Origin of the sequence: Tropicibacter alexandrii, from assembly GCF_003667315.2 — a bacterium.
Taxonomy (GTDB): domain Bacteria; phylum Pseudomonadota; class Alphaproteobacteria; order Rhodobacterales; family Rhodobacteraceae; genus Tropicibacter; species Tropicibacter alexandrii.
Window position 1 is genome coordinate 185,729 of record NZ_RCTZ02000001.1, and the last position, 21,257, is coordinate 206,985.

21 protein-coding genes are annotated in these 21,257 nt (G+C 63.1%); 13 read left to right on the forward strand and 8 right to left on the reverse strand.

The window, feature by feature from the left end:
- Positions 1 to 62: 62 nt before the first annotated feature.
- The gene (locus D8Z78_RS00960) at positions 63 to 635 is read right to left on the reverse strand and encodes a YceI family protein (RefSeq protein ID WP_121629929.1); all 573 of its coding nucleotides are present in this window, start codon (positions 633 to 635) and stop codon (positions 63 to 65) included.
- Between the two features lie 102 nt (positions 636 to 737).
- Positions 738 to 938 carry a hypothetical protein gene (locus D8Z78_RS00965; RefSeq protein WP_121629928.1) on the reverse strand — a complete coding sequence of 67 codons (201 nt, stop codon included), beginning with the start codon at positions 936 to 938 and terminating at the stop codon, positions 738 to 740.
- 221 nt (positions 939 to 1,159) lie between these two features.
- Here D8Z78_RS00965 and rpsF point away from each other — a divergent pair, with 221 nt between their 5' ends.
- The 4 genes from rpsF (at position 1,160) to D8Z78_RS25295 (ending at position 3,880) form a co-directional block, all read left to right on the forward strand.
- On the forward strand, positions 1,160 to 1,522 hold the full coding sequence (gene rpsF / locus D8Z78_RS00970; RefSeq protein WP_121629927.1) for a 30S ribosomal protein S6: 363 nt from the start codon (positions 1,160 to 1,162) through the stop codon (positions 1,520 to 1,522).
- 24 nt (positions 1,523 to 1,546) lie between these two features.
- Positions 1,547 to 1,774: a 30S ribosomal protein S18 gene (gene rpsR / locus D8Z78_RS00975; RefSeq protein ID WP_005608650.1), complete on the forward strand. Its 228-nt coding sequence runs from the start codon at positions 1,547 to 1,549 to the stop codon at positions 1,772 to 1,774.
- 12 nt (positions 1,775 to 1,786) lie between these two features.
- Positions 1,787 to 2,371: a 50S ribosomal protein L9 gene (rplI, locus tag D8Z78_RS00980; protein ID WP_121629926.1), complete on the forward strand. Its 585-nt coding sequence runs from the start codon at positions 1,787 to 1,789 to the stop codon at positions 2,369 to 2,371.
- A 147-nt stretch (positions 2,372 to 2,518) separates the two neighbouring features.
- Positions 2,519 to 3,880 (forward strand): methyl-accepting chemotaxis protein, encoded by a 1,362-nt coding sequence (locus D8Z78_RS25295; RefSeq protein ID WP_121629925.1) that lies wholly within the window; start codon positions 2,519 to 2,521, stop codon positions 3,878 to 3,880.
- Between the two features lie 70 nt (positions 3,881 to 3,950).
- Here the strand turns inward: D8Z78_RS25295 and tig are convergent, their stop codons facing one another.
- Both tig and D8Z78_RS00995 read right to left on the reverse strand, forming a co-directional pair.
- Positions 3,951 to 5,279 (reverse strand): trigger factor, encoded by a 1,329-nt coding sequence (gene tig / locus D8Z78_RS00990; RefSeq protein WP_121629924.1) that lies wholly within the window; start codon positions 5,277 to 5,279, stop codon positions 3,951 to 3,953.
- A 131-nt stretch (positions 5,280 to 5,410) separates the two neighbouring features.
- Positions 5,411 to 5,671, reverse strand: coding sequence for a DUF7218 family protein (locus tag D8Z78_RS00995; RefSeq protein WP_121629923.1), 261 nt, complete (start codon positions 5,669 to 5,671; stop codon positions 5,411 to 5,413).
- A 92-nt stretch (positions 5,672 to 5,763) separates the two neighbouring features.
- On the opposite strand from D8Z78_RS00995, the gene D8Z78_RS01000 reads away from it, so the two are divergent.
- Positions 5,764 to 7,371: a peptide chain release factor 3 gene (locus tag D8Z78_RS01000; protein ID WP_121629922.1), complete on the forward strand. Its 1,608-nt coding sequence runs from the start codon at positions 5,764 to 5,766 to the stop codon at positions 7,369 to 7,371.
- Positions 7,372 to 7,496: 125 nt separating this feature from the next.
- Here the strand turns inward: D8Z78_RS01000 and D8Z78_RS01005 are convergent, their stop codons facing one another.
- The 3 genes from D8Z78_RS01005 to D8Z78_RS01015 form a co-directional block, all read right to left on the reverse strand.
- Positions 7,497 to 9,305, reverse strand: coding sequence for an OmpA family protein (locus D8Z78_RS01005; RefSeq protein WP_121630108.1), 1,809 nt, complete (start codon positions 9,303 to 9,305; stop codon positions 7,497 to 7,499).
- 193 nt (positions 9,306 to 9,498) lie between these two features.
- Positions 9,499 to 10,749, reverse strand: coding sequence for a vWA domain-containing protein (locus D8Z78_RS01010; RefSeq protein ID WP_121629921.1), 1,251 nt, complete (start codon positions 10,747 to 10,749; stop codon positions 9,499 to 9,501).
- 78 nt (positions 10,750 to 10,827) lie between these two features.
- Complete coding sequence (locus tag D8Z78_RS01015) at positions 10,828 to 11,736, reverse strand: AAA family ATPase (protein ID WP_121629920.1); 909 nt, start codon at positions 11,734 to 11,736, stop codon at positions 10,828 to 10,830.
- A 190-nt stretch (positions 11,737 to 11,926) separates the two neighbouring features.
- Here D8Z78_RS01015 and D8Z78_RS01020 point away from each other — a divergent pair, with 190 nt between their 5' ends.
- From D8Z78_RS01020 to pyrC, 7 genes are all read left to right on the forward strand, one after another.
- Positions 11,927 to 12,955 carry a glycosyltransferase family 2 protein gene (locus tag D8Z78_RS01020; protein ID WP_121629919.1) on the forward strand — a complete coding sequence of 343 codons (1,029 nt, stop codon included), beginning with the start codon at positions 11,927 to 11,929 and terminating at the stop codon, positions 12,953 to 12,955.
- Positions 12,952 to 13,590 (forward strand): sulfotransferase family protein, encoded by a 639-nt coding sequence (locus tag D8Z78_RS01025; RefSeq protein WP_121629918.1) that lies wholly within the window; start codon positions 12,952 to 12,954, stop codon positions 13,588 to 13,590. Before D8Z78_RS01020 ends, D8Z78_RS01025 begins: the two co-directional genes overlap by 4 nt.
- The gene (locus tag D8Z78_RS01030; protein ID WP_121630107.1) at positions 13,587 to 15,968 is read left to right on the forward strand and encodes a glycosyltransferase family 2 protein; all 2,382 of its coding nucleotides are present in this window, start codon (positions 13,587 to 13,589) and stop codon (positions 15,966 to 15,968) included. Before D8Z78_RS01025 ends, D8Z78_RS01030 begins: the two co-directional genes overlap by 4 nt.
- A 1-nt stretch (position 15,969) precedes the next feature.
- A complete protein-coding gene (locus D8Z78_RS01035; RefSeq protein ID WP_121629917.1) occupies positions 15,970 to 16,674 on the forward strand; it encodes an FkbM family methyltransferase in 705 nt (234 codons plus the stop codon).
- 64 nt (positions 16,675 to 16,738) lie between these two features.
- The gene (locus tag D8Z78_RS01040) at positions 16,739 to 17,788 is read left to right on the forward strand and encodes a glycosyltransferase family 2 protein (protein ID WP_121629916.1); all 1,050 of its coding nucleotides are present in this window, start codon (positions 16,739 to 16,741) and stop codon (positions 17,786 to 17,788) included.
- A gap of 98 nt (positions 17,789 to 17,886) precedes the next feature.
- Positions 17,887 to 18,834, forward strand: coding sequence for a phosphoadenosine phosphosulfate reductase (locus tag D8Z78_RS01045; protein ID WP_121629915.1), 948 nt, complete (start codon positions 17,887 to 17,889; stop codon positions 18,832 to 18,834).
- A gap of 41 nt (positions 18,835 to 18,875) precedes the next feature.
- Entirely contained in the window at positions 18,876 to 19,907 is a 1,032-nt protein-coding gene (pyrC, locus tag D8Z78_RS01050; RefSeq protein WP_121629914.1) for a dihydroorotase, read from the forward strand.
- Positions 19,908 to 19,995: 88 nt separating this feature from the next.
- Here the strand turns inward: pyrC and D8Z78_RS01055 are convergent, their stop codons facing one another.
- A complete protein-coding gene (locus D8Z78_RS01055) occupies positions 19,996 to 20,226 on the reverse strand; it encodes a hypothetical protein (RefSeq protein ID WP_121629913.1) in 231 nt (76 codons plus the stop codon).
- A gap of 252 nt (positions 20,227 to 20,478) precedes the next feature.
- Here D8Z78_RS01055 and D8Z78_RS01060 point away from each other — a divergent pair, with 252 nt between their 5' ends.
- Positions 20,479 to 21,144, forward strand: a complete 666-nt coding sequence (locus D8Z78_RS01060; RefSeq protein ID WP_121629912.1) for an orotate phosphoribosyltransferase — start codon at positions 20,479 to 20,481, stop codon at positions 21,142 to 21,144.
- The last annotated feature ends 113 nt before the right edge of the window (positions 21,145 to 21,257 follow it).

Sequence of the window (21,257 nt, forward strand, 5' to 3'; positions counted from 1 at the left end):
ACACGAAAAATCCCCGGCTCCTGCGGAACCGGGGGTCTGGGTTGTCGCGATGTCCGAAGGGATCAGTCGGCCTTCATCGCCTCGATCGAGATCATCACCTGAACCTCGTCGCTGACATAGGGCGCGAACATGCCGAGGTTGTAGTCGGAGCGCACCAGCGTGGTAGTGGCGTCGAAGCCCGCCCACGGCTTGCCCTCCATCGGGTGGTCGCCCTGCTGGTTCAGCGTGGCGTCCAGCACGACCGACTTGGTCACGCCGTTCAGGGTCAGGTCGCCGGTGATGTTGGCGGTGTTTTCGCCGGTCACTTCGATGCCGGTCGAGGTGAAGGTCACCATCTCATCATCGGCGGCGTCGAAGAAATCGCCGGACATGAAGTGGTCAAAGCGCGCTTCCCAGCCGGTCAGCATGGATTTGACGGGAAAGGACACCTCGACCGAGGACGCGGCGGGGTCTTCCTGATCGAACTGGATCGTGCCGTCGAAGCCCGAGAACATGCCATAGGTGGTCGAATAGCCAAGGTGGTTGTAGGTGAACACCACTTGGCTGTGGCTGGCATCCAGCACGTAGGTTTCTGCTTCTGCGAAGGCGGCAAGGGGCGCCACGGAAAGCAGCGCGGCAAGGGTCAAGTTTTTCATTTTGCACCATTTTTCGGTTGTCACATATGCGCCAACAGATGGGGCAATCGCCGCATTGCGGCAACTCGGCGAAAACTAACAGACCCTGCGCATTTCTGTGGATCAGCGGCGCAGCGCGCTATAGGCACCCACGGCCGCAGCCAGCAGGCCCAGCGACACTCCCAACCGGATCAGCGCAACCCCCGGCCGCCCCGCCAGCCCCGGCATCAGCCAAAGCCCCAGCGCCGCCACGACCAGCACACTCACCGGGAAATACCGCAAGCGCACCCGCCGCACCGGGCCATGATGAAAAACGTCCGACATGACACATACCTTTCAAGATCAAGGTTAATGTATCCTTCAAATCAGGCGACAACGCGGCAGCTTTGCGAAAACCGGTTCCGAGCCTTGCGCATTGGGCCAAAGCGTGTATACCGCGCGGACCTTCCGCGACACATCATGTGAATCGCGCAGTCTCTCGTGGGTTCGGGGCGGAAGGCATGACCCGGCCCTTTGAAATGCGCCTCGATAGAAATGGAGAGCACATGCCCCTGTATGAGCATGTATTCATCTCGCGTCAGGACTTGTCCAACGCGCAGGCCGAAGGCCTGGTGGAACACTTCAGCACCGTTCTGGCGGACAATGGCGGCAAGGTCGTCGATTCCGAGTACTGGGGCGTGAAGACCATGGCCTACAAGATCAACAAGAACCGCAAGGGCCATTACGCCTACCTGCGCACCGACGCGCCCTCGGCCGCCGTGCAGGAAATGGAGCGCCTGATGGGTCTGCATGACGACGTCATGCGCATTCTGACCATCAAGGTCGACGCCCACGAGGAAGGCCCCTCGGTCCAGATGCAAAAGCGTGACGAGCGTGGCGACCGCCGCGAGCGCCGCCCGCGCGACTGATCCCAGAGAACAAGGAGCTAAACCATGGCTGCAAAACCGTTTTTCCGCCGCCGGAAGGTCTGCCCGTTCTCCGGTGAGAACGCGCCCAAGATCGACTACAAGGACACCCGTCTGCTGCAACGCTACATCTCCGAGCGTGGCAAGATCGTGCCCTCGCGCATCACCGCCGTCTCGGCAAAGAAGCAGCGTGAACTGGCCCGCGCCATCAAGCGCGCCCGCTTCCTCGCCCTGCTGCCCTACGCCGTGAAATAAGGAGCGACTGACATGCAAGTTATCCTTCTCGAACGCGTGGCCAAGCTGGGCCAGATGGGCGACGTCGTCGACGTCAAGCCGGGCTTCGCACGCAACTACCTGCTGCTGCAGGGCAAGGCGCTGACCGCCTCGAAAGAGAACATCGCTCATTTCGAAGAGCAGAAAGCGCAGCTCGAAGCACGCAACCTTGAGACCAAGAAAGAAGCAGAGGCTCTGGCCGCGCGTCTGGATGGTCAGCAGTTCATCGTGATTCGCTCTGCTTCCGATGGCGGCAACCTGTACGGCTCCGTCACCACCCGTGACGCGGCTGACAAGGCCACCGAAGAGGGCTTCTCGATCGACCGCAAGCAGGTCATCATCCGCACCCCGATCAAGGTTCTGGGCCTGCACGAAGTCGAGGTGCACCTGCACCCCGAAGTCATGTGCCTCATCACCCTGAACGTCGCCCGTTCGCCGGAAGAGGCCGAGGTTCAGGCCTCCGGCAAGTCGATCCAGGAACTGGCCGCCGAGGAAGAGGCACAGGCCGAATTCGAAGTGTCCGAACTGTTCGACGATCTGGGCAGCGCAGCGTCCGACGACGAGGGTTCGGACGACTGATCCTTCACCGGATGACACAAGACATGACCGCGCGTGGACCAGTCCTCGCGCGGTTTTTTTAACTGCGACATCTTCGCGGCACCTTTTAGGAAATTGTCAGTGAATTTCCGCTAGCTCTCGGTCCAACCCGATATTCTGGAGGATCGAATGAGCCTTTTCAAACGCAGACCCCCACCGCAGCCGGCTCTTTCCGAATCCGACACTGCCTTGTTGCAAATGATCGAACGCTCGCAGGCCGTCATCTCTTTCGAGCCTGACGGCACCATCATCAAGGCCAACGACAACTTTCTTGCGGCGATGGGCTATGAACTGGACGAGATCGTCGGGAAGAACCACGCGATCTTCGTCGATCCCGGCTTTGCCAAATCGCACGAATACCGCGTCTTTTGGGAGGAGTTGCGTAGCGGCAAGTACTTTACCGACCAGTTCGCGAGGCTCCGCAAGGATGGCAGCGTGATCTGGATACAGGCCACCTATTCCGCCGTTGTGAACGGCGAGGGCAAGGCGACCCGCGTCATCAAGATCGCCACCGACATCACCGCGCGGCAACGCTGCATCGACGCGCTGTCAAAGGGGCTGGCCGAGTTGAGCGCTGGAAACCTCGCCCATCGGATCACCGATGAGACCGGCAGCGACCTGATGGAGGTTGTGGATGCCTATAATCACGCGGTCGGCAATCTCGATGCGCTGATCCAGCAGGTGCAAGGCGCATCGGCCACGATCTATTCGGCGGCCGAGGCGATCCGAAGCCTGTCGGAAAACCTGTCTGCCCGGACCGAAAACCAAGCGGCTACGCTGGAACAGACCGCCGCCGCGGTCGAGGAGTTGACCGCGAACGCGACCGCCGCGGCGCGCAATGCGGTGGATGTCGACTCGTCGGCCAACGAAACCCGCGGGGCGGCGCGCGACAGCAGTCAGGTGGTCGACAGCGTGATCAATGCCATGGGCCAGATCGAACAGTCCTCGGACGAGATTTCGCAGATCATCACCGTGATCGACGACATCGCCTTCCAGACCAATCTTCTGTCGCTGAATGCCGGGGTCGAGGCTGCCCGCGCGGGCGAAGCTGGGCGTGGCTTTGCCGTCGTCGCCTCCGAGGTGCGCAGCCTTGCCCAACGCACCGCCGAATCCGCGCGCGAGATCAAGACGCTGATCGCCGAAAGCACGGACTTCGTCGGCAACGGCGTGTCGCTGGTCAACAAGGCCAGCGTGGAATTGTCCCATATCTTCGACGGGGTCGGCACGATTTCCGACAATATCCGCTCGATCTCTTCGGGGTTGTCAGAGCAGTCCAGCACCCTCAACGAGATCAATACCGCCATTTCCGAACTGGATCGCGTGACCCAGTCGAACGCGTCCATGGTGATGGAAACCAATCAGAATACCAGTCTGCTCGCCCGAAATTCGAAGGCGCTGGCGGATGAGGTTTCGCGATTCCGCACCAGCAAATCCGACGGCTGGCATGTTCCCGAAAGCGCCGGTGGGTTCGGTCTGTCCGCCACCGGCTGACGCCCCCCCACACCCAAACGAAAAAGGGCCGCTCGATCGAGCGGCCCTTGATCCGATATAGCGGCGCGACTTATTCGTCGTCCAGCGCCTCGACGGCCTTTTGCAGATCGTCTTTCGAGACTTCCTTTTCCGACACTTTCGCCTGCTCGACGATATGGTCGATGACCTTGTCTTCGAAGATCGGCGCGCGCAGCTGCTGCTGCATCTGCGGGTTCTGGCGGATATAGTCGAAGAACGCGCGTTCCTGGCCCGGATACTGACGCGCCTGGTTCATGATCGCCTGAGTCATCTCGGCTTCGGTCACCTGAACCTCGGCCTTTTGGCCCAGCTCGGCCAGCAGCAGGCCCAGACGGACGCGGCGCTCGGCCAGTTTCACATGCTCGTCGGTGGTCTCGATCTCACCGTGGTTGTGATCGTGAACCTCGGGGTTTTCCTCGTGCCACAGCTGATGCGCGATCTGCTTGGCCTCGGCATCGACGAGCGTCGGCGGCAGGTCGAAGGACACCAGCGCATCAAGCTTGTCGAGCAGGTCACGCTTCATCACCTGACGGGCGGCACCGGAATACTCGGCTTCGAGACGCTCGCGGATCTGGCCCTTGAGGCTTTCGAGATCCTCGGCGCCGAATTTCTTGGCCAGCTCGTCGTCGATCTCTGCGGCCTTGGGCGCCTTCACTTCCTTGACGGTCACGTCAAACACGGCGTCCTTGCCAGCGAGGTTTTCCGCGCCGTATTCCTCGGGGAACTTAACCTCTACGGCCTTCTCGTCACCGGCCTTCACGCCGACCAGCTGCTCTTCGAAACCGGGGATGAACGAGCCCGAGCCAAGCGCCAGCGGGTAGTCCTCGGCGGCGCCACCGTCAAAGGCCTCGCCGTCGATCTTGCCGACGAAATCGATCACGACCTGATCGCCATCCTCGGCCGCGCCGTCCTTGGTTTCGAATTCCTTGGCGGTCTCGGCCAGCGAACCCAGCGTTTCCTCGACGGCTTCGTCCTCGGCCTTCACGACCAGCTTTTCGACTTCGATGCCGGACAGGTCGACTTCGGGCACGTCGGGCAGCGCCTCGTAGGTCATCTCGACGGTGACGTCGTCACCCTCTTTCCACTCTTCGCCATTGGTCATCTTGACCTCGGGCTGGAGCGCCGGGCGGTCGCCCGACTCCTCGAAATGCTTGTTCATCGCGCCGTCGATGGCCTCCTGCATCGACTCGCCCAGAATACGCTGACCGAACTGCTTCTTCAGCAGCGCCATCGGGACCTTGCCCTTGCGGAAACCCTTCATCTCGATTTCCGGCTGCGCTTCTTTCAGCTTTTCATTGACCTTCTCGTCCAGCTCGGCCGCCGTCAGAGTGATGGCGTAGCCGCGCTTGAGGCCTTCGTTCAGCGTCTCGGTGACCTGCATGTATCTTCCCTCGGAATTGCGGAGCGCCCCGGGGGATCCGAGGCGCTGAATACGAATTTGGCACCTTCTATTGTCCGAAAGCGCCCGGTGCAAGCGTGATTCACCGGGGTTTGGCGCTGTTTTGGCGGGTCTCAGCCGCGAAGCGCGTCGATCAACTCGTCCTTGGTCATGTCTGACCGGCCCTCGATCTCAAGCTCTTGCGCGCGCTCGTACAGATCGTCCTTGGTCCAGTCCTCGTAGGGGGGCTGTTCGCCGCCCTTTTTCGACGGGTGCATGTTGTCATTGGCCTGCGCATTGGCGATACGCGCGGCCTTGGACTTGGACATGCCCTCGTCGCGCAGGTCCTCGTACAGTTTGTCATCCTTGATCTGGTTGCCGTGGTCCTTGGTCATGGTCACACTCCTTTATATAACAGCGCGTGAGGCAGGCTCAGGTTCCCGCGAGGTGGATTGTGCGCCGTTTCGTTTCACGGTAACGGAGCGCCATGACCAATCGCCCCGCCCTCCCCGCCGAAATCGCCCGCCGCCGGACATTCGCGATCATCTCGCACCCGGATGCGGGCAAGACGACCCTGACCGAAAAATTCCTTCTGTATGGGGGCGCCATCCAGATGGCCGGTCAGGTGCGCGCCAAGGGCGAGGCACGGCGGACGCGGTCGGACTTCATGCAGATGGAAAAGGATCGCGGGATTTCCGTGTCCGCCTCGGCCATGTCCTTTGATTTCAAGACCGGCGACAAGGATTTCCGGTTCAACCTCGTCGACACGCCCGGCCACTCGGACTTTTCCGAGGACACCTATCGCACGCTGACGGCGGTGGATGCGGCGGTGATGGTGATCGACGGGGCGAAGGGCGTGGAAAGCCAGACGCAGAAGCTGTTCGAGGTCTGCCGGTTGCGCGACCTGCCGATCCTGACCTTTTGCAACAAGATGGACCGCGAGGCGCGCGACACGTTCGAGATCATCGACGAAATTCAGGAAAACCTTGCGATCGACGTGACGCCCGCAAGCTGGCCCATCGGTCAGGGGCGCGATTTCCTCGGCTGCTACGACATGCTCAACGACCGGCTGGAGCTGATGGACCGCGCCGACCGCAACAAGGTGGCGGAATCGATCCGGCTGGAGGGTCTGGATGATCCGCGCATGGCGGAGCACATTCCGGCGGATATGCTGGAGAAACTGCGCGAAGAGGTCGAGATGGCGCGCGAGTTGCTGCCCATGCTCGACCCGCAATCGGTTCTTGAAGGTCACATGACCCCGATCTGGTTTGGCTCGGCGATCAACTCGTTCGGCGTGCAGGAGCTGATGAACGGCATCGGCACCTACGGGCCCGAACCGCAGATCCAGAAAGCCACCCCGCGCGAAATCGCGCCGGAGGAAACCAAGGTCGCGGGCTTCGTCTTCAAGGTGCAGGCCAACATGGACCCCAAGCACCGCGACCGCGTGGCCTTTGTCCGGCTGGCCTCGGGGCATTTCCAGCGCGGCATGAAGCTGACCCATGTGCGCACGAAAAAGCCCATGGCGATTTCCAACCCGGTGCTGTTCCTCGCCTCGGACCGCGAACTGGCCGAAGAGGCATGGGCCGGGGACATCATCGGCATTCCCAACCACGGGCAATTGCGCATCGGCGACACGCTGACCGAGGGCGAGGCGCTGAAGGTGACGGGCATCCCGTCCTTTGCGCCGGAGCTGTTGCAGAATGTGCGCGCGGGCGACCCGATGAAGGCCAAGCATCTGGAAAAGGCACTGATGCAATTCGCCGAGGAAGGCGCTGCGAAAGTGTTCAAACCGATGATCGGTTCGGGCTTTATCGTCGGCGTCGTGGGCGCGCTGCAATTCGAGGTGCTGGGGTCGCGGATCGAGCTGGAATACGGCTTGCCGGTGCGGTTCGAGGGGTCTCAGTTCACCTCGGCGCGCTGGGTGCATGGCGCGAAAGATGCGGTCGAGAAGTTCGTGAACGCGAACAAGCAGCATATCAGCTACGATCACGACGGGGACGTGGTCTATCTGACGCGCCTGCAATGGGACATCGACCGGGTGGTTCGGGATTACCCGGATGTGACGCTGAGCGCGACGAAAGAGATGCTGGTCTGATCGTGGTTTCGGCCCGCTGACGCGGCCCCCTCTGCGCGCGCCTGCGGTATTTTGAGCCAGAAGAAACGAAGACGCGGCGCAAGATCGATGCGCCGCGTCAACGAGGGAAGGGCTAGGCCCGATGATCAGCCGCCGTTCAGCAGCGGCGTGATCCGGCGCACGGCCGCGCGGCGGTTGGCCCGTTCGGCGGTCGGCGTCTGCACCAGCAGGTCGCTTTCGCCATAGCCTTGCAGCACCATGTTTTCCGGCGGCACGTTGAAATACTCGGTCAGGGCAAGCGCCACGGATTCCGCCCGGCGGTCCGACAGGGCAAGGTTGTAGCTGTAGCGCCCGACCGCGTCGGTGTGACCTTCGATCAGAAAGACCTCGCCCGGATTGCGCGCGATCAGCTCGCGCATGGCGTTGCCAAGGGCGGCCAGTTCCTCGGCCTCGTCGGGACGGATCGCCGCCGAGTTGGTCTCGAAGTTGATCGTGTCCACGGACAGCGCGGGCACCAGTTGGCGCACCGCGTCGATGTTGCGGATCTGGTTGAGCGAGAAGCTGCGGCTGACACCGCTTTGCTGCGCGGCCAGCGCGGTGGCCAGATCCTCGGCCTCGACCCGGCGGTAATCGACGGTCCGTCTGTCGGTGGTCTGCGGCAGTTCGTTGACCGCGACATCCTCCTGCGCGCGGGTGTCATCGAACAGGACGACCTCGGACCCGTCCTGCAGGATGCGGGTGCGGCGCAGCACACGCCCATCCGCCGCGCGGATGGTTTCGACCTGCGTGCCATCGTCATAGGCGATCACCGTCCGGGTCGAGCCATCGTCGTAGCGCTGGGTCTGCACATCCGCGCCGGGGCGGCGCAACAGCACGTCATCGTTGCGCAGCACGCGGTAGGAGCCGTCGCCCTGCTGGATGACGATCCGGTCGCCACTGTCGGACACGACCTCTTCGTCATCGGACAGGATTTCGTTCAGTGCAACAGCCCCAAGCCCGAGAAGTGCTGCGGTGCCGAATTTGCGCAGGTTGTCGTTGTCATCATCCGCATCGGCATTTTGGCCGGTCTGGTCGAAGAGGCGCGTGGTGAAATCCTCGGAGGATCGGCGCACGTCGTTCTCGTCGACGGTTTCCTCGACGACCTCGGCATCGGCCTCGTTGCCGTCGCGCCGGGCGGCGGCGGAGTTCGCGGCTTGGGCGTCGCGTTCAGCCACGGCTTCGGCCTGCTCTTCGGCGGTCTGCTGCGGGGGGACCTCTTCGGCGGCCTGCGCGGGCGCGGCGTCCTCGGGCTGGGCTTCGGGTTCGGGCGCCGGTGCCTCGGCCTGCGCGTCGTCCTGAGGAGCCTCGTCGGGCGCCTGCTCTGCGAGTTCATCGCGCAGGGCGTCCACCTCGTCCGCGTCGGCCGGACCCACATTGGCCTCCTCGGCGGTTTGCGCGGGGGCCTCGTCCGCCTGCTGAGGGGCCGGATCGGCCGGGGCCTCGGCTGCTTGTGCGGGGACCTCTTCGACCGGTTCGGGAGCGGGGGCATCTGCGGGGGCTTCGGCGGCGGGCGCTTCGGCGGCCTGCTCATCGGCCGGGACATCCTGCGCGGGCGCGGGTTCTTGCGCGGGCTCGGTCACCTCGGCGTCGGCATTCGCCGTATCGGGCTCATCCCCGGCCATCAACTCCCGAAGAACGCTCGGGTCCTGTGCCAGTGCAGCCTGAAGTTCGGGGGTCTGAGCGATCCGATCGATCAGGGCGCAATCCAACCCGTCGGGCGTCGGCGCGCCGCCATTGCACAGGGTCGACAGCTGGGTGAAGATTTCGGTGATCTCGGCTGCGCTGCGGCCTTGGACCAGCGCCATGGGATCGGCATTCAGCAAGCCTCGCGCGGACTGGTTCTGGGCCTGCGCAAGCTGCGGGGCCGCAAGCGCGATCACGCTGGCGGACACGGTGGCAAGAAGCGTCGTCTTCATCTTCATCATCCTTTTCTGCCCGATTTCGGGCGTTTGCGCCCCAACGTCGCAACCGAGGGTTCGGTTGCATGCGAAAACGGGCGCGCCTGCGGGGCAGGAAAGGGCAATAGAGGGCTGTCAGGCAAAACCATCCGGTTGTTATCGGATGGCAAGGGTCCCGAGATCAGGGGCAAGCCCCTGAAAAGGATGGTTTTTACAGGAGGGCCATTAGGCGCGCCTTTTCGCCCGCATCGTCGGGGCGGGAAATCGCCTGCGCGAGGTCTTCGAGCGAGGCGATGGAGTGGCCGGCGCGGAAACTGTGGACATGGGGCAGCATGGCGCGGATGCCGGTGGCCTTGGGGGCAAACCCATCCCACCGCAGCAGGGGATTGAGCCAGATCAGACGGCGCGAGGAAAGGTGCAGGCGCTCCATCTCCTTTTCCAACTCCCCCGGGTCGTCGCGGTCGAGCCCGTCGGTGATCAGCAGCACAACCGCGCCCTGCCCCATCACGCGGCGCGACCAGTCGCGGTTGAAGGCGTGCAGGCACTGGCCGATGCGCGTGCCGCCCTCCCAATCCTGCGCTTCGGCCCCGGCGGCCTTGAGCGCGGCGTCCACGTCGCGGGTGGCAAGGTGGCGGGTGATGTTGGTCAGGCGGGTGCCAAAGGTGAAGGCGTGCACCTTCGCCCAGCCCGCGCCCTTTTCATTGGCGACCGCATGCAGGAAATGCAGCACCATGCGGCTGTATTGGCTCATGGAGCCGGATATGTCGCAGAGCACCACGAGGTTGGGCCAGCGCGGGCGCGGTTTGGCCTGCGCGATTGTGCGGATCTCGCCGCCCTTGCGCAGCGCCTCGCGCAGGGTGCGGCGGCGGTCCATGCGCTCGCCCAAGGCGGTGGCCATCGACCGGCGCGATTTGATCGGTTTGACGGGCAGTTTCAGGCGCGCGATCATGCGTTTTGCTTGCGCGATTTCTTCGGTCGACATCTGTTCGAAGTCCAGCTTCTTCAGCTTTTCCTCGGTCGAGATGGTCATCGAGGCGTCGATCTCGATCTTCGTCGTCTCTTCCTTGTCCTCACCTTGCGGCATTTCGGGCATGTTGTCGCCCAGCAGGGCCTGCGCGGCGCGCTTTTCCGCCGCCAATGCCAGCTTTTCCTCCTGCACACCGCGGACGGCGGGCAGCATGAGCGACATCATGTGTTCGAGATAGCGCGGATCGCGCCAATAGAGGCGAAAGATCTGGGCAAAGACCACGCGATGCTCGGGCCGGTTCACGAAGCAGGCGTGCAGCGTCCAGTAGAAATCCATCCGGTCGGTGAAGCCCGCCGCCTCGACCGCGCGCACCGCGTCGATCACGCGGCCCGGCCCCACCGGCAGCCCGGCGCGGCGCAGCGCGCGCGCGAAATGCATGATGTTTTGCGCAAGGCGCGGGTTTTCCGGCAATTCGAGCGGGATGTACTCAGCCATGGGCGCGGTTTCTTTCGGCACGCGCCGGGGGTTTCACACCCCCGGACCCCCGTGAGGTATTTTTGGACCAAAGAAGCACTACGCTGTTTCCAGCCCGGCCTTGGCCTCGTCCAGCAGGCGTTTGGCCTCGCCGCCTTCGATCTTGGCGATGTCGTCCTGATATTTGAGGATCGCGCCGAGCGTGTCGGATATGACTTCGGGCGACAGGTCGACCACATCGAGCGCAAGCAGGCATTTTGCCCAGTCGATGGTTTCCGCAACGCCCGGTTTCTTGAAGATGTCCTCGGTGCGCAGGGCCTGCACGAAGGCGATGATTTCGCGGCTGAGGTTTTCGGGCACCTCGGGGGCGCGGGCGTTCAGGATTTCGACCTCGCGGGCGAAATCGGGGTAGTCGACCCAGTGATAGAGGCAGCGGCGCTTGAGCGCGTCATGCACCTCGCGCGTGCGGTTCGAGGTCAGGATGACGATGGGCGGCTCTGGCGCCTTGATCGTGCCGATCTCGGGAATGGTGACCTGAAAGTCGCTCAGCGCCTCCAGCAGGAAGGCCTCGAACGGCTCATCGGTGCGGTCGAGTTCGTCGATCAACAGGATCGGCGCGCCGTTCTCATCCGGGCGCATGGCCTGCAACAAGGGGCGTTCGATCAGGAAATCCGGGCCGAAGAGTTCGGTGTTCAGCGCTGCGCGGTCTGCGCCGCCCTGCGCCTCGGCGGTCCGGATGGCGATCATCTGCGCCGGGAAGTTCCATTCGTAGACCGCCGAGGACGCATCCAGCCCCTCGTAGCATTGCAGCCGGATCAGGCGGCGACCGAGGCAGGCGGCCAGCGCCTTGGCGATCTCGGTCTTGCCGACACCGGCCTCGCCTTCGAGAAACAAGGGCCGACCGAGTTTCAGCGACAGGAACACCACGGTCGCCAGTGCGCGCCCGCAGACGTAACCGGTCTCGGACAGGCGCTGTTGCACCTCGTCGATGGAGCTTGGAATGGGCATGAACGTCCTCCTTGGCCCCCTGTGTCCCAAGCCCCCAAGGCGCGGTCAATAGCGCCAAGGTCGCACATGCCGGGCAATTGGGCGCCCTAGATTGACGTGTTGGCCCGGGCCTGTATGATTCACCTCATAAAAATCGGGGCAAACCCCGGGGGACGAGCAGATGCCAGGTAAAAACGCGGAAGGCGCAGCCATGCGTATCACCGCCGTCACATGCGTGAAGAACGAGGGGCCCTTCCTGCTGGAATGGATCGCCTTCAACCGCTTGTTGGGGGTGACGGATTTCCTGTTTTATTCCAACGATTGCACCGACGGCACCGATGCGCTGCTGGATGCCTTGGCAGAGCGCGACGGAGTCGTTCACCTGCCCAACCCCGCCAAGGGGCGCAACTACCAGATGGAGGCATTGAAGGACGCGCAGCGGCAAGCGGTGGTGCGCAATGCCGATTGGGTCTGGGTGGCGGATGTCGACGAGTTCCTGAACATCCATGTGGGCGATCACACGATCCCCGCGTTGATCGCGGCTTGCGGCAACCCGCAGGCAATTTCCGTGACCTTCCAGTTCTTTGCCAATGACGGGGTGGAGGCGTTCGAGGACCGCCCCGTGATCGAACAATTCACCCGCTCCCACAATCCCGACCTGTGGTGCTCTGAGAGCGCGATCGAGGTCAAGACCCTGACGCGAAAGGACTTTCCGCTGCATTATTACGGCGCGCACCGGCCCTTCTTCAAGGACAAGCTGCCAGAGGCGAAACGGCCGAAATGGACGGATGGCTCGGGGCGCAAGGTCCAGCACAAGTTCCACGTTGCCGCCAACCCGCGCCGCATCCGCAAGTTTCCGGCTGCCGGCGCGCGCGAATTTGCGACGCTGAACCATTACGCGCTGCGCTCGCTCGACAGCTATCTGGTCAAGAACGACCGCGGCGATGTGAACCGCGAGAACCGCGCCTTTGACGACACATATTGGCGCGAGCGCAATGACCGCGCCTATGAGGACCGCTCGATCCTGCGCTACCTTCCGGCGCTGCAGACCGCGCTGGAGGTTATGAAATCCGACGCCGAGATCGCCCGCCTGCATGACGCCTGCTGCGCGGCGCACCGGGCGAAACGCGACGACTTGATGGCGCAGCCCGCCTATGCCGAGATGTTTGCGCATCTGAAAGCCCTTCCGCCTTATCCTCCGGGCGAGGTCGAGTTGATGGAGGAGTTGGGGCTGTCATGAGCGTGAAATTGGTCAATCTCGGCCTGCCGAAATCCGGCACGACGACGCTGGCCCATGCGTTGACGCAGGGCGGCTGGCTGGCGGCGGATCACAAGATCCGGCGGGTGCATACCAAGAACCCCGCGCTTGGCGGCACCTTTGTCGCGCGGCAGATCTATGACGCCTATTTCGCCGGTGAGGACCCGTTTGCCCGCGTCGACCTGTATGACGCGCTGACAGAGATCAGCGTGCTGCAGGCCGAGACCTCGCTCTGGCCGCAATGCGACTACGCGCTGCTCAAGGCGATGCGCCTCGCCCGCCCCGAGATGCTGTTTGTCGCCACGTGGCGCGATCCGGTCGAGGTCGCGGATTCGATGCGGCGCTGGACGAACCTTGGCACGGACCGCTTGCCGCATGGCTGGGTGCCCGGTCTGCCGCGCGGTTATGGCCGTACGGATGCCGAGCTGATCCGCTGGATCGAGGGGCATCATGACATGCTGCGCGACGTGTTTGGCGACGATCCACGCTTTTTGGAACTGCCCGTGGGGGCTGCGGATGCGCGCACGCGTCTGGAGGCCCATGTCGGGATCGAACTGCCTTGGTGGGGGCGCATGAACGAGAACCCGGCCAAGGGGCCGGCGGCGGGGGCGGCGTGACGCGGATTTATGTGCATATCGGGCCGGACGGGGCCTCTTCTGATCGCTTGCAGCGGGTGCTGAGCGACAAGCGCGATCAACTGATCGGCAAGGGCGTGCTCTATGCCCGCTCGCCCGGCGCGCGCAATCATACCCGGCTGTTCCTTGCGGTGACGGATCCGGAAAACGTCGACTCACTGCGCTTCAATCGCGGCTATATTGCGCCGGAAAAACAACAGGTTCTGCGCGAAGACGTGGCCAAGCAACTGCTGGCCGAGGTGACACGCACCAATGCCGACGTGCTGATCCTGTCGGCCCATCAGCTTGGCTCGGGGTTGGTTTCGCGGTCCGAGTTGGAGCGCCTGCGCGCGCTGCTGTTGCCGATTTCGGACGATATCCGCATCGTCGCGCATCTGGATGACCCGGCGCGCATGCTGATCCGCCGCTATGCCGCGCAAATGATGGAGGGCAGGTCCTCCAGCCTGCAAGCGGAGCTGGATTGCCTTGGCGCGGACCGTTTCTGGGACGCAGCCATGGCGACCCGCCCCGCCCCCGACCCGCAAGCAGGCCAGTTCGGCGAGGTTCAGGGCGCTTGTTTCTGGATCGATTTCAAACGGTTGCAAGACGAATGGGAGGCTGTGTTTGGCCCCGGAACGGTCGACTTCCGAACACTGGATTACGCCACCTTCGCATCCGAAACCGTGACCGAGGAACTGCGCGCGGCCTTCGCCATTCCCGAGACCATGGGCAAAGCGGACCCGATCACCTTTGCCGAGCAGCCCTCAGCCGCGTGGCTGACCCGGTGTCGCCTGTTCAACGACGCGGTCGGGCGCTTGTTGGCCCAAAAGGAGGTGATCCTGCCGCGCCAGTTGTGGCGAAAGTTCCTTGGAGAAATCAAGGTGCATGGCGACCCGATCGCACCTGGTAGCCTGTCTGCCCTGTCGCTGCATTTCGAAAAAGATATCAAGGCCTTGTGCAAGGCGCATCCGGCGCTGGACGCAGAGAAGATGAAGCGCGACCGCAAGCTGCCGGACTGGTCGGAAGCCGATCCGACACGCGGTTTCCGCGCCACGCAATACCTGATGGCCTTCCGCTGGCGCATCAATCAGGCCACCAAGGAAGAGTTGGCGAACAAGGCTGCCGATCTGGCCAAGCTGGATACCGTACAGCCCGATACGCCTGTGACAGCCCCCGGAGACGAGGTCGATCAGATCCTCACGCCCACGGCGCGCAAGGTCATGCCACCGTTGGCCAAGCAGAACTTCGTCAAATTGCAAAGCTCGCCCTTTGCACCGCACAACCGGCTGGGCCGCGTCAACGAGGAAGAACTGGCCGCCGCATATACACCGATGCCGCCACGCCAATTGCCCCCCGGCAGCAGCGGCAATGTCATCGTCGGCTGCATGAAGAACGAGGCGCCCTATATCCTCGAATGGGTCGCCTATCACCGTGCCGTCGGCTTTGACAATTTCCTCATCTATACAAATGGCTGCGAAGACGGAACGACCGAGATCCTCGATCGTTTGCAGGAACTGGGTATCCTCCAGCACCGCGACAACAACAATTGGTCGGGAAATTCGCCGCAACAACATGCCTTGGACAACTCCTTGACGGAGCCGGTAATCCAGAATGCCCAATGGATTGCGCATATTGACGTGGATGAGTTCGTCAATATCCGCTGTGGTAATGGCACGCTGGACGATTTCTTTGCCCGTGTGCCCGACGCGACGAATGTTGCCATGACATGGCGGCTGTTCGGGCATAATGACGTGGTCAAGCTCGAAGACAGGCTGGTGATCGAACAATTCGATGCATGCGCGCCGAAATATTGCCCCAAACCCCACACCGTCTGGGGATTCAAAACCATGTTCCGCAATATCGGCGCGTATAAGAAGATCTCCTGCCATCGCCCCAACAAGCTGGTCGACGGCTTTGAGGATAAGGTGAAATGGGTCAATGGTTCGGGCCAGGACATGACCTCGGAAGCGATCAAGAACGGCTGGCGGAATTCCAAGAAATCAATCGGTTATGACCTGTTGCAGCTGAACCATTACGCGCTGCGCTCGGCCGAGAGTTTCCTGATCAAGCGCCAGCGCGGCCGAGCGCTGCATGTGGACCGCAATATCGGCATCAATTACTGGATCCGCATGGATTGGTCCGCCAGCCGCGATATCACCATCAAACGCAACATTCCGCGCGTACGCGAAGAATACGCGCGATTGCTGGCTGATCCGGTATTGGCGGACTGGCATGCAAAAGGGCTTGTGTGGCACCATGCCAAGGCCGCCGAATTGCATGACATGCCGGAATTCGAGGACCTGTTCCAGCAGGCTCTGACCCTGAAACTGACCGAAACGGAACGGGTGGCCTATGCGCTTGCCCTCGACATGGAGAACTGACATGGCCGACGGGACCGAACTCAAGCAACGCTCGCCCTTCATCAATTCGCGCGGACTGAAAATCCCGAAGCATCCGCAATTGACGACGGGGCGCGTGCGTGGCGCCTTGCGCGACAACCTGTATGAGCGCAAGGAATGCGACGCGGTGATGCGCGTCGTCCAGAAAGGCGACCGGGTTCTGGAATTGGGCGGCGGCATCGGCTATATGTCGACCCTGCTGTCTGTGAAGAAACAGGTGGAAAAGGTCGTCAGCTACGAGGCCAATCCCTCGCTTATCCCTTATATCAAGTCCGTGCATGCGGCGAATGACGTCTCGAATGTCGATCTGCGCAATGCCCTGCTGTCACCCGAAGCCGGCGACCCGGTGCCGTTCTACGTGCGCAAGAACTTTCTCGGCTCGTCCATGGATCGCGACGCCGATCCGGACACCATCATCGAAGAGGTGCGGATCGCGCAGCACCCGATCGGCCCGGTGCTGGAGGATCTGAAGCCCGACGTGCTGGTCTGTGATATCGAAGGCGCCGAGGCGCATCTTTTGCCCGCAGGCGACTGGTCCGGCCTGCGCGCGGCGATCATCGAACTGCATCCGCAATGGATTGGCCAGGCCGGTGTGCAGGCTGTGTTCGACGCCATGCACAAGGCCGGGCTGACCTATTTCCCGAAGGCGTCGGAAGCGAAAGTCGTCACCTTCCGGCGCGGATGGTAAGGGCGATGGGGGCTCTGCCCCCGGCCTGCGGCCTCCCCCGCGGTATTTCGGGCCAGAAGAAGACATGACCGCACCGAACATCACCGCCGTTCTTTGCGTCCGCAACGAGGGCGCGTTCCTGCTCGATTGGGTGGCGCATCATCTGCGCGTGGGCGTGAGCCACGTGGTGTCGCTGTCCAATGACTGTCAGGACGGGACCGATCTGATGCTGGATCGGCTCGCCGAGATGGGCCATGTAACCCATATCCGCAATGACGGTCCCTATGACAAAGGCGGTATCCAGTTCACCGGGTTGAAGCTGGCAGATAAGGCGCGGGCGGTGAAGCGGGCCGATTGGTTGCTGGCGCTGGATATCGATGAGTTCGTCAATGTGCATGTGGGGGATCGGACCCTGCCGGCCTTGATCGACGCAACCCAAGCCGACGCGATCACGCTGACCTGGCGCTTGTTCGGCAATGCCGGCGTGGTCCGCTACGAGGACAGGCCGGTGACGGAGCAGTTCAGATCGGCCGCGCCGGAGGTGATGTTCTGGCCATGGCGCGCGGCGATGTTCAAGACGCTCTATCGCAACACCGGAATCTACTGGAAACTTGGTGTACACCGCCCGCGCAACCCCGATCCGGCGCGCGTGGGGCAAGCGCGCTGGGTCGATGGCAATGGCGTGCCGCTGGATGACCAGTTCCGGACGCGGCGGATCTTTTCCAATTACGGTAAAGAGATGTACGGTTTGGCGCAGCTGAATCACTATCCCCTTGGCGCGATGGAAAGCTATCTGCTCAAGGCGGATCGGGGGCGCGCCGTGCATTCGGATCATGTGCTGGGCATGGATTACTGGGTCGAGCGCAACTGGTGCGAGGTCGAGGACGCGACGATCCTGCAGCTGGAGGGGGTCGCCGCGCTACGCGCAGAGCTTGCCTCCGATCCGGTGCTCGGTCCCTTGCACGAACGCGCGGTGGCGTGGCGCAAGGCGAGGTTCGACGCGTTGCTGGCGCAGGAACCCTATCGCGCCCTCTTTGCACGGCTGCTGATGACACCGCCAGCGCGCCCGATCACGCGCGAGGCGGCGCAATTTCTGGCCGGGCACGCGACGCGCGCGCGACAGGCCGAGGGCTGACTCCGCCGAATTTCCACGCATTTACCACAATCTCGCCCAATCCCCCGTTCATTGTTTCCTGAGTAAGCCGCAAATACGTGCGGTCAGAGGAATTGGGCATGCAGCGTAACGATCACTCCTTCCCGCCGGATTTCAGTCGTCTCTCGCGCAGCGAGTGGCTGGGAGCCCTGCGCAAGATCGGGCAGGCGCGTGGCTTTGCCGAACCGTTGGGCAAGGTGCATGCCGGTGTTTTCGTCGAGGAAGGCGATACGCTGCTGGTCAGTTTCGAGACCATGTCGGGGATCGAGGCGCTGTCCGAAACCAAGACGCCGCTGGGCTGGGACATGGTGCAAAGCCATGGCTGGTCGTCGCTGTCGATCCTGAGCCATGGCGAGACATGGTTCCGCGATCCGCGCGTCTACGGGTTCTTCGACCAGTTGCTGGATGACGGCTTTTTCGACGAATTCGAAACCGTCGTGTTCTATGGTGCCGGTCCTTGTGGCTATGCCGCAGCCGCCTATTCCGTCGCCGCCCCCGGCGCGCGCGTGCTGCTGTTGCAGCCGCAGGCGACGCTGGACCCGCGCGTCACCGAATGGGATGACCGGTTCACCGAGCAACGCCGCCGCGACTTTACCTCGCGCTACGGGTTTGCGCCCGACATGATCGACGCCGCGCAGCAGGCGCATGTCATCTACGACCCGCAAGAGCGGCTGGACGCGATGCATTCCGCCCTGTTCGAGCGCCGCAATGTCCAGCGCCACCGCGCGCCCTTCATGGGCGGGGCGTTGCAAGCGGACCTGCGGGTGCTCGACCTGATGCCCAGCTTGCTGTCTGCGGTGGCCGAGGACCGGCTGGACACCCGCACCTTTGCGCAATTGCTGCGCGCGCGACGCAACCATGCGCCCTACCTGCGCAAGCTATTGATGCGGCTCGATCAAGAGGAACGCTTTGGCCTGTCGCGGCTGCTGTGCCAGAACGTGGTCAACCGGATGAAGGCGCCGCGCTTTCGCCGCCGTCTGGCCGAGCTCGAGGCAGAGATGGACGCACCGCCCGCGCCCGGCAGCTAGGGCACTGGCGCGGCGCGCGGCGCCATGCTAACGCGACGTCCATGGACCAGATCACGCTTCGACGCCCCGACGATTGGCACCTGCACCTGCGCGATGGCGCGATGCTGCGGGCTGTCGCCCCTGAAACCGCGCGCCATTTCGCCCGCGCCATCATCATGCCGAACCTCGTGCCGCCGGTGGTCACCGGCGATCAAGCCGCCGCGTACCGCGAGCGTATCCTCGCCGCGCTGCCCGATGGTGATTTCGAGCCGCTGATGACGCTTTACCTGACCGAGGAGACCGATCCGAATGACGTGGCCGCCGCCCATGCCAGCGGTCTGGTCAAGGCGGTCAAGCTGTACCCGGCCGGGGCCACGACGAACTCGGCCTCCGGCGTGCGCGACTTCGACAAGGTGCGCCCGGTGCTGGAAAAGATGGCCGAGATCGGCCTGCCGCTGTGCGTGCATGGCGAGGTCGTGACCCACGATGTCGATATCTTCGACCGCGAGGCGGTCTTCATCGACACGGTGCTGGACCCGCTGCGGCGCGCCACCCCCGGCCTGCGCGTGGTCATGGAACACATCACCACGAAACAGGGCGCGGACTACGCCCGCGCAGGTGGCGATGATCTGGGCGCGACGATCACCACGCATCACCTTGTCATCAACCGCAACGCGATCCTCGTGGGCGGGATCAAGCCGCATTACTACTGCCTGCCCGTCGCCAAGCGCGAAGAACACCGGCTGGCGCTGCGCGCGGCGGCGACCTCGGGCGATGCCAGCTTTTTCCTTGGCACCGACAGCGCCCCGCATGTCGACCCGCTCAAGGAAAACGCCTGCGGCTGCGCGGGCTGTTTCACCGCGACCAACACGATGTCGATCCTTGCCGAGGTGTTCGAGCAGGAAGGCGCGCTGGATCGGCTGGAGGCGTTTACCAGCCTCAACGGCCCGCGTTTCTATGGCCTGCCTGTGAACGAGGGCACGCTGACCCTGACCAAGGGCGACCCCGTCACCTACCCCGCCAAGATCGAGACCGAGGACGGCGCCGTGACGGTCTTCGACCCGATGATGCCGCTGCACTGGCGGGTGGACTGACCGGCCCGGCTGGCCTCACTGGGCGGGTAGCCATTAGACAGATGAGGGTCGATGACCCTATGCACTAACGTGATGTCCGGGCCGCACTCTATGCCAGATGCTGCGGCCCGCGACCGAGGCCCCCAATCGCCCGATCGGACATCTGCTCTAGCGCGTGTGCCATCAAGAACAGGCTGGTCACCGATCCCTTGTCCAACAATCCCGCCGCACTAAATCCCGCCAATTCAACGGCATGCGAGGCGATCTTCAACTGTTGCGCCAACTGTAGCCGGTCTGCCTCGTCTTCCGTTCCCGACCCTTCGGCCTTGTTATCTGTCATGACGCCTCCTGCGTCTTCCTGATGCGCGCCATTTGGCGCGCCTGTCCGTTAATACTTGATTAACAAGTTCGCGATTTCCGATGTATCGCGTTCGGTACCGGAGGAAACCCGCGCAAAGGGCCTATCCTCATCGCAGGAGGATAGGCCGGGTCATCCTTTCGGATAGGTGATCCTTGGCACGGTTGGAAATCGCTGTTTCCCAATGCGCCGCAAGCGGGTAAAGCGGCGCTGATGCATATAGGAGAGTTGCCGATGATCCCGTCCACCTACCCCACCGCCGAAGAAATGGCCCGTCTGACCGCGCGCATGTTGTGGGAGATCGAGGCGGTGAACTTCATGGGCGACGAGCCCTTCAAGCTGGCCTCGGGCCAGCTGAGCCCGGTCTATATCGACTGCCGCAAGCTGATCTCCTATCCACGCATCCGATCGACTCTGATGGATTTCCTGACCATCACGGTTATGCGCAATGCGGGCTTCGAGGCGTTCGACAACATCGCCGGGGGCGAAACGGCGGGCATCCCCTTTGCCGCGCTGGTGGCCGAGCGCATGGGCCTGCCCATGACCTATGTGCGCAAGAAGCCCAAGGGCTATGGCAAGAATGCCCGCATCGAAGGCGCCATGACCGAGGGCCAGCGCGTGCTGCTGGTCGAGGATCTGACCACCGATGGCGGGTCGAAATTGTCCTTCGTCGATGCGATCCGCGACACCGGCGCGACCTGCGCGCATACGGCGGTGATCTTTTACTATGGCATCTTCCCCGAGACGATCAAAACGCTGGGCGATCACAGCGTGTCGCTGCACCATCTGTGCACGTGGTGGGAGGTGCTGGCCGAGGCCCCCGAAAAGCACAAGGGCGTGCTGGGCGAGGTCGAGTCGTTCCTCAAGGACCCGCACGCTTGGCGGGCCGCGCGGGCCTGACAAGGCCTGCCGCCTATCCCGAAGGATAGGCAGGGGATTTGAGCTTTGACTTGTGGCCTTCGGGCCACGAGAGTCGTCCACAGCCACCAGATGTTGACGGCAGGATGACAAAG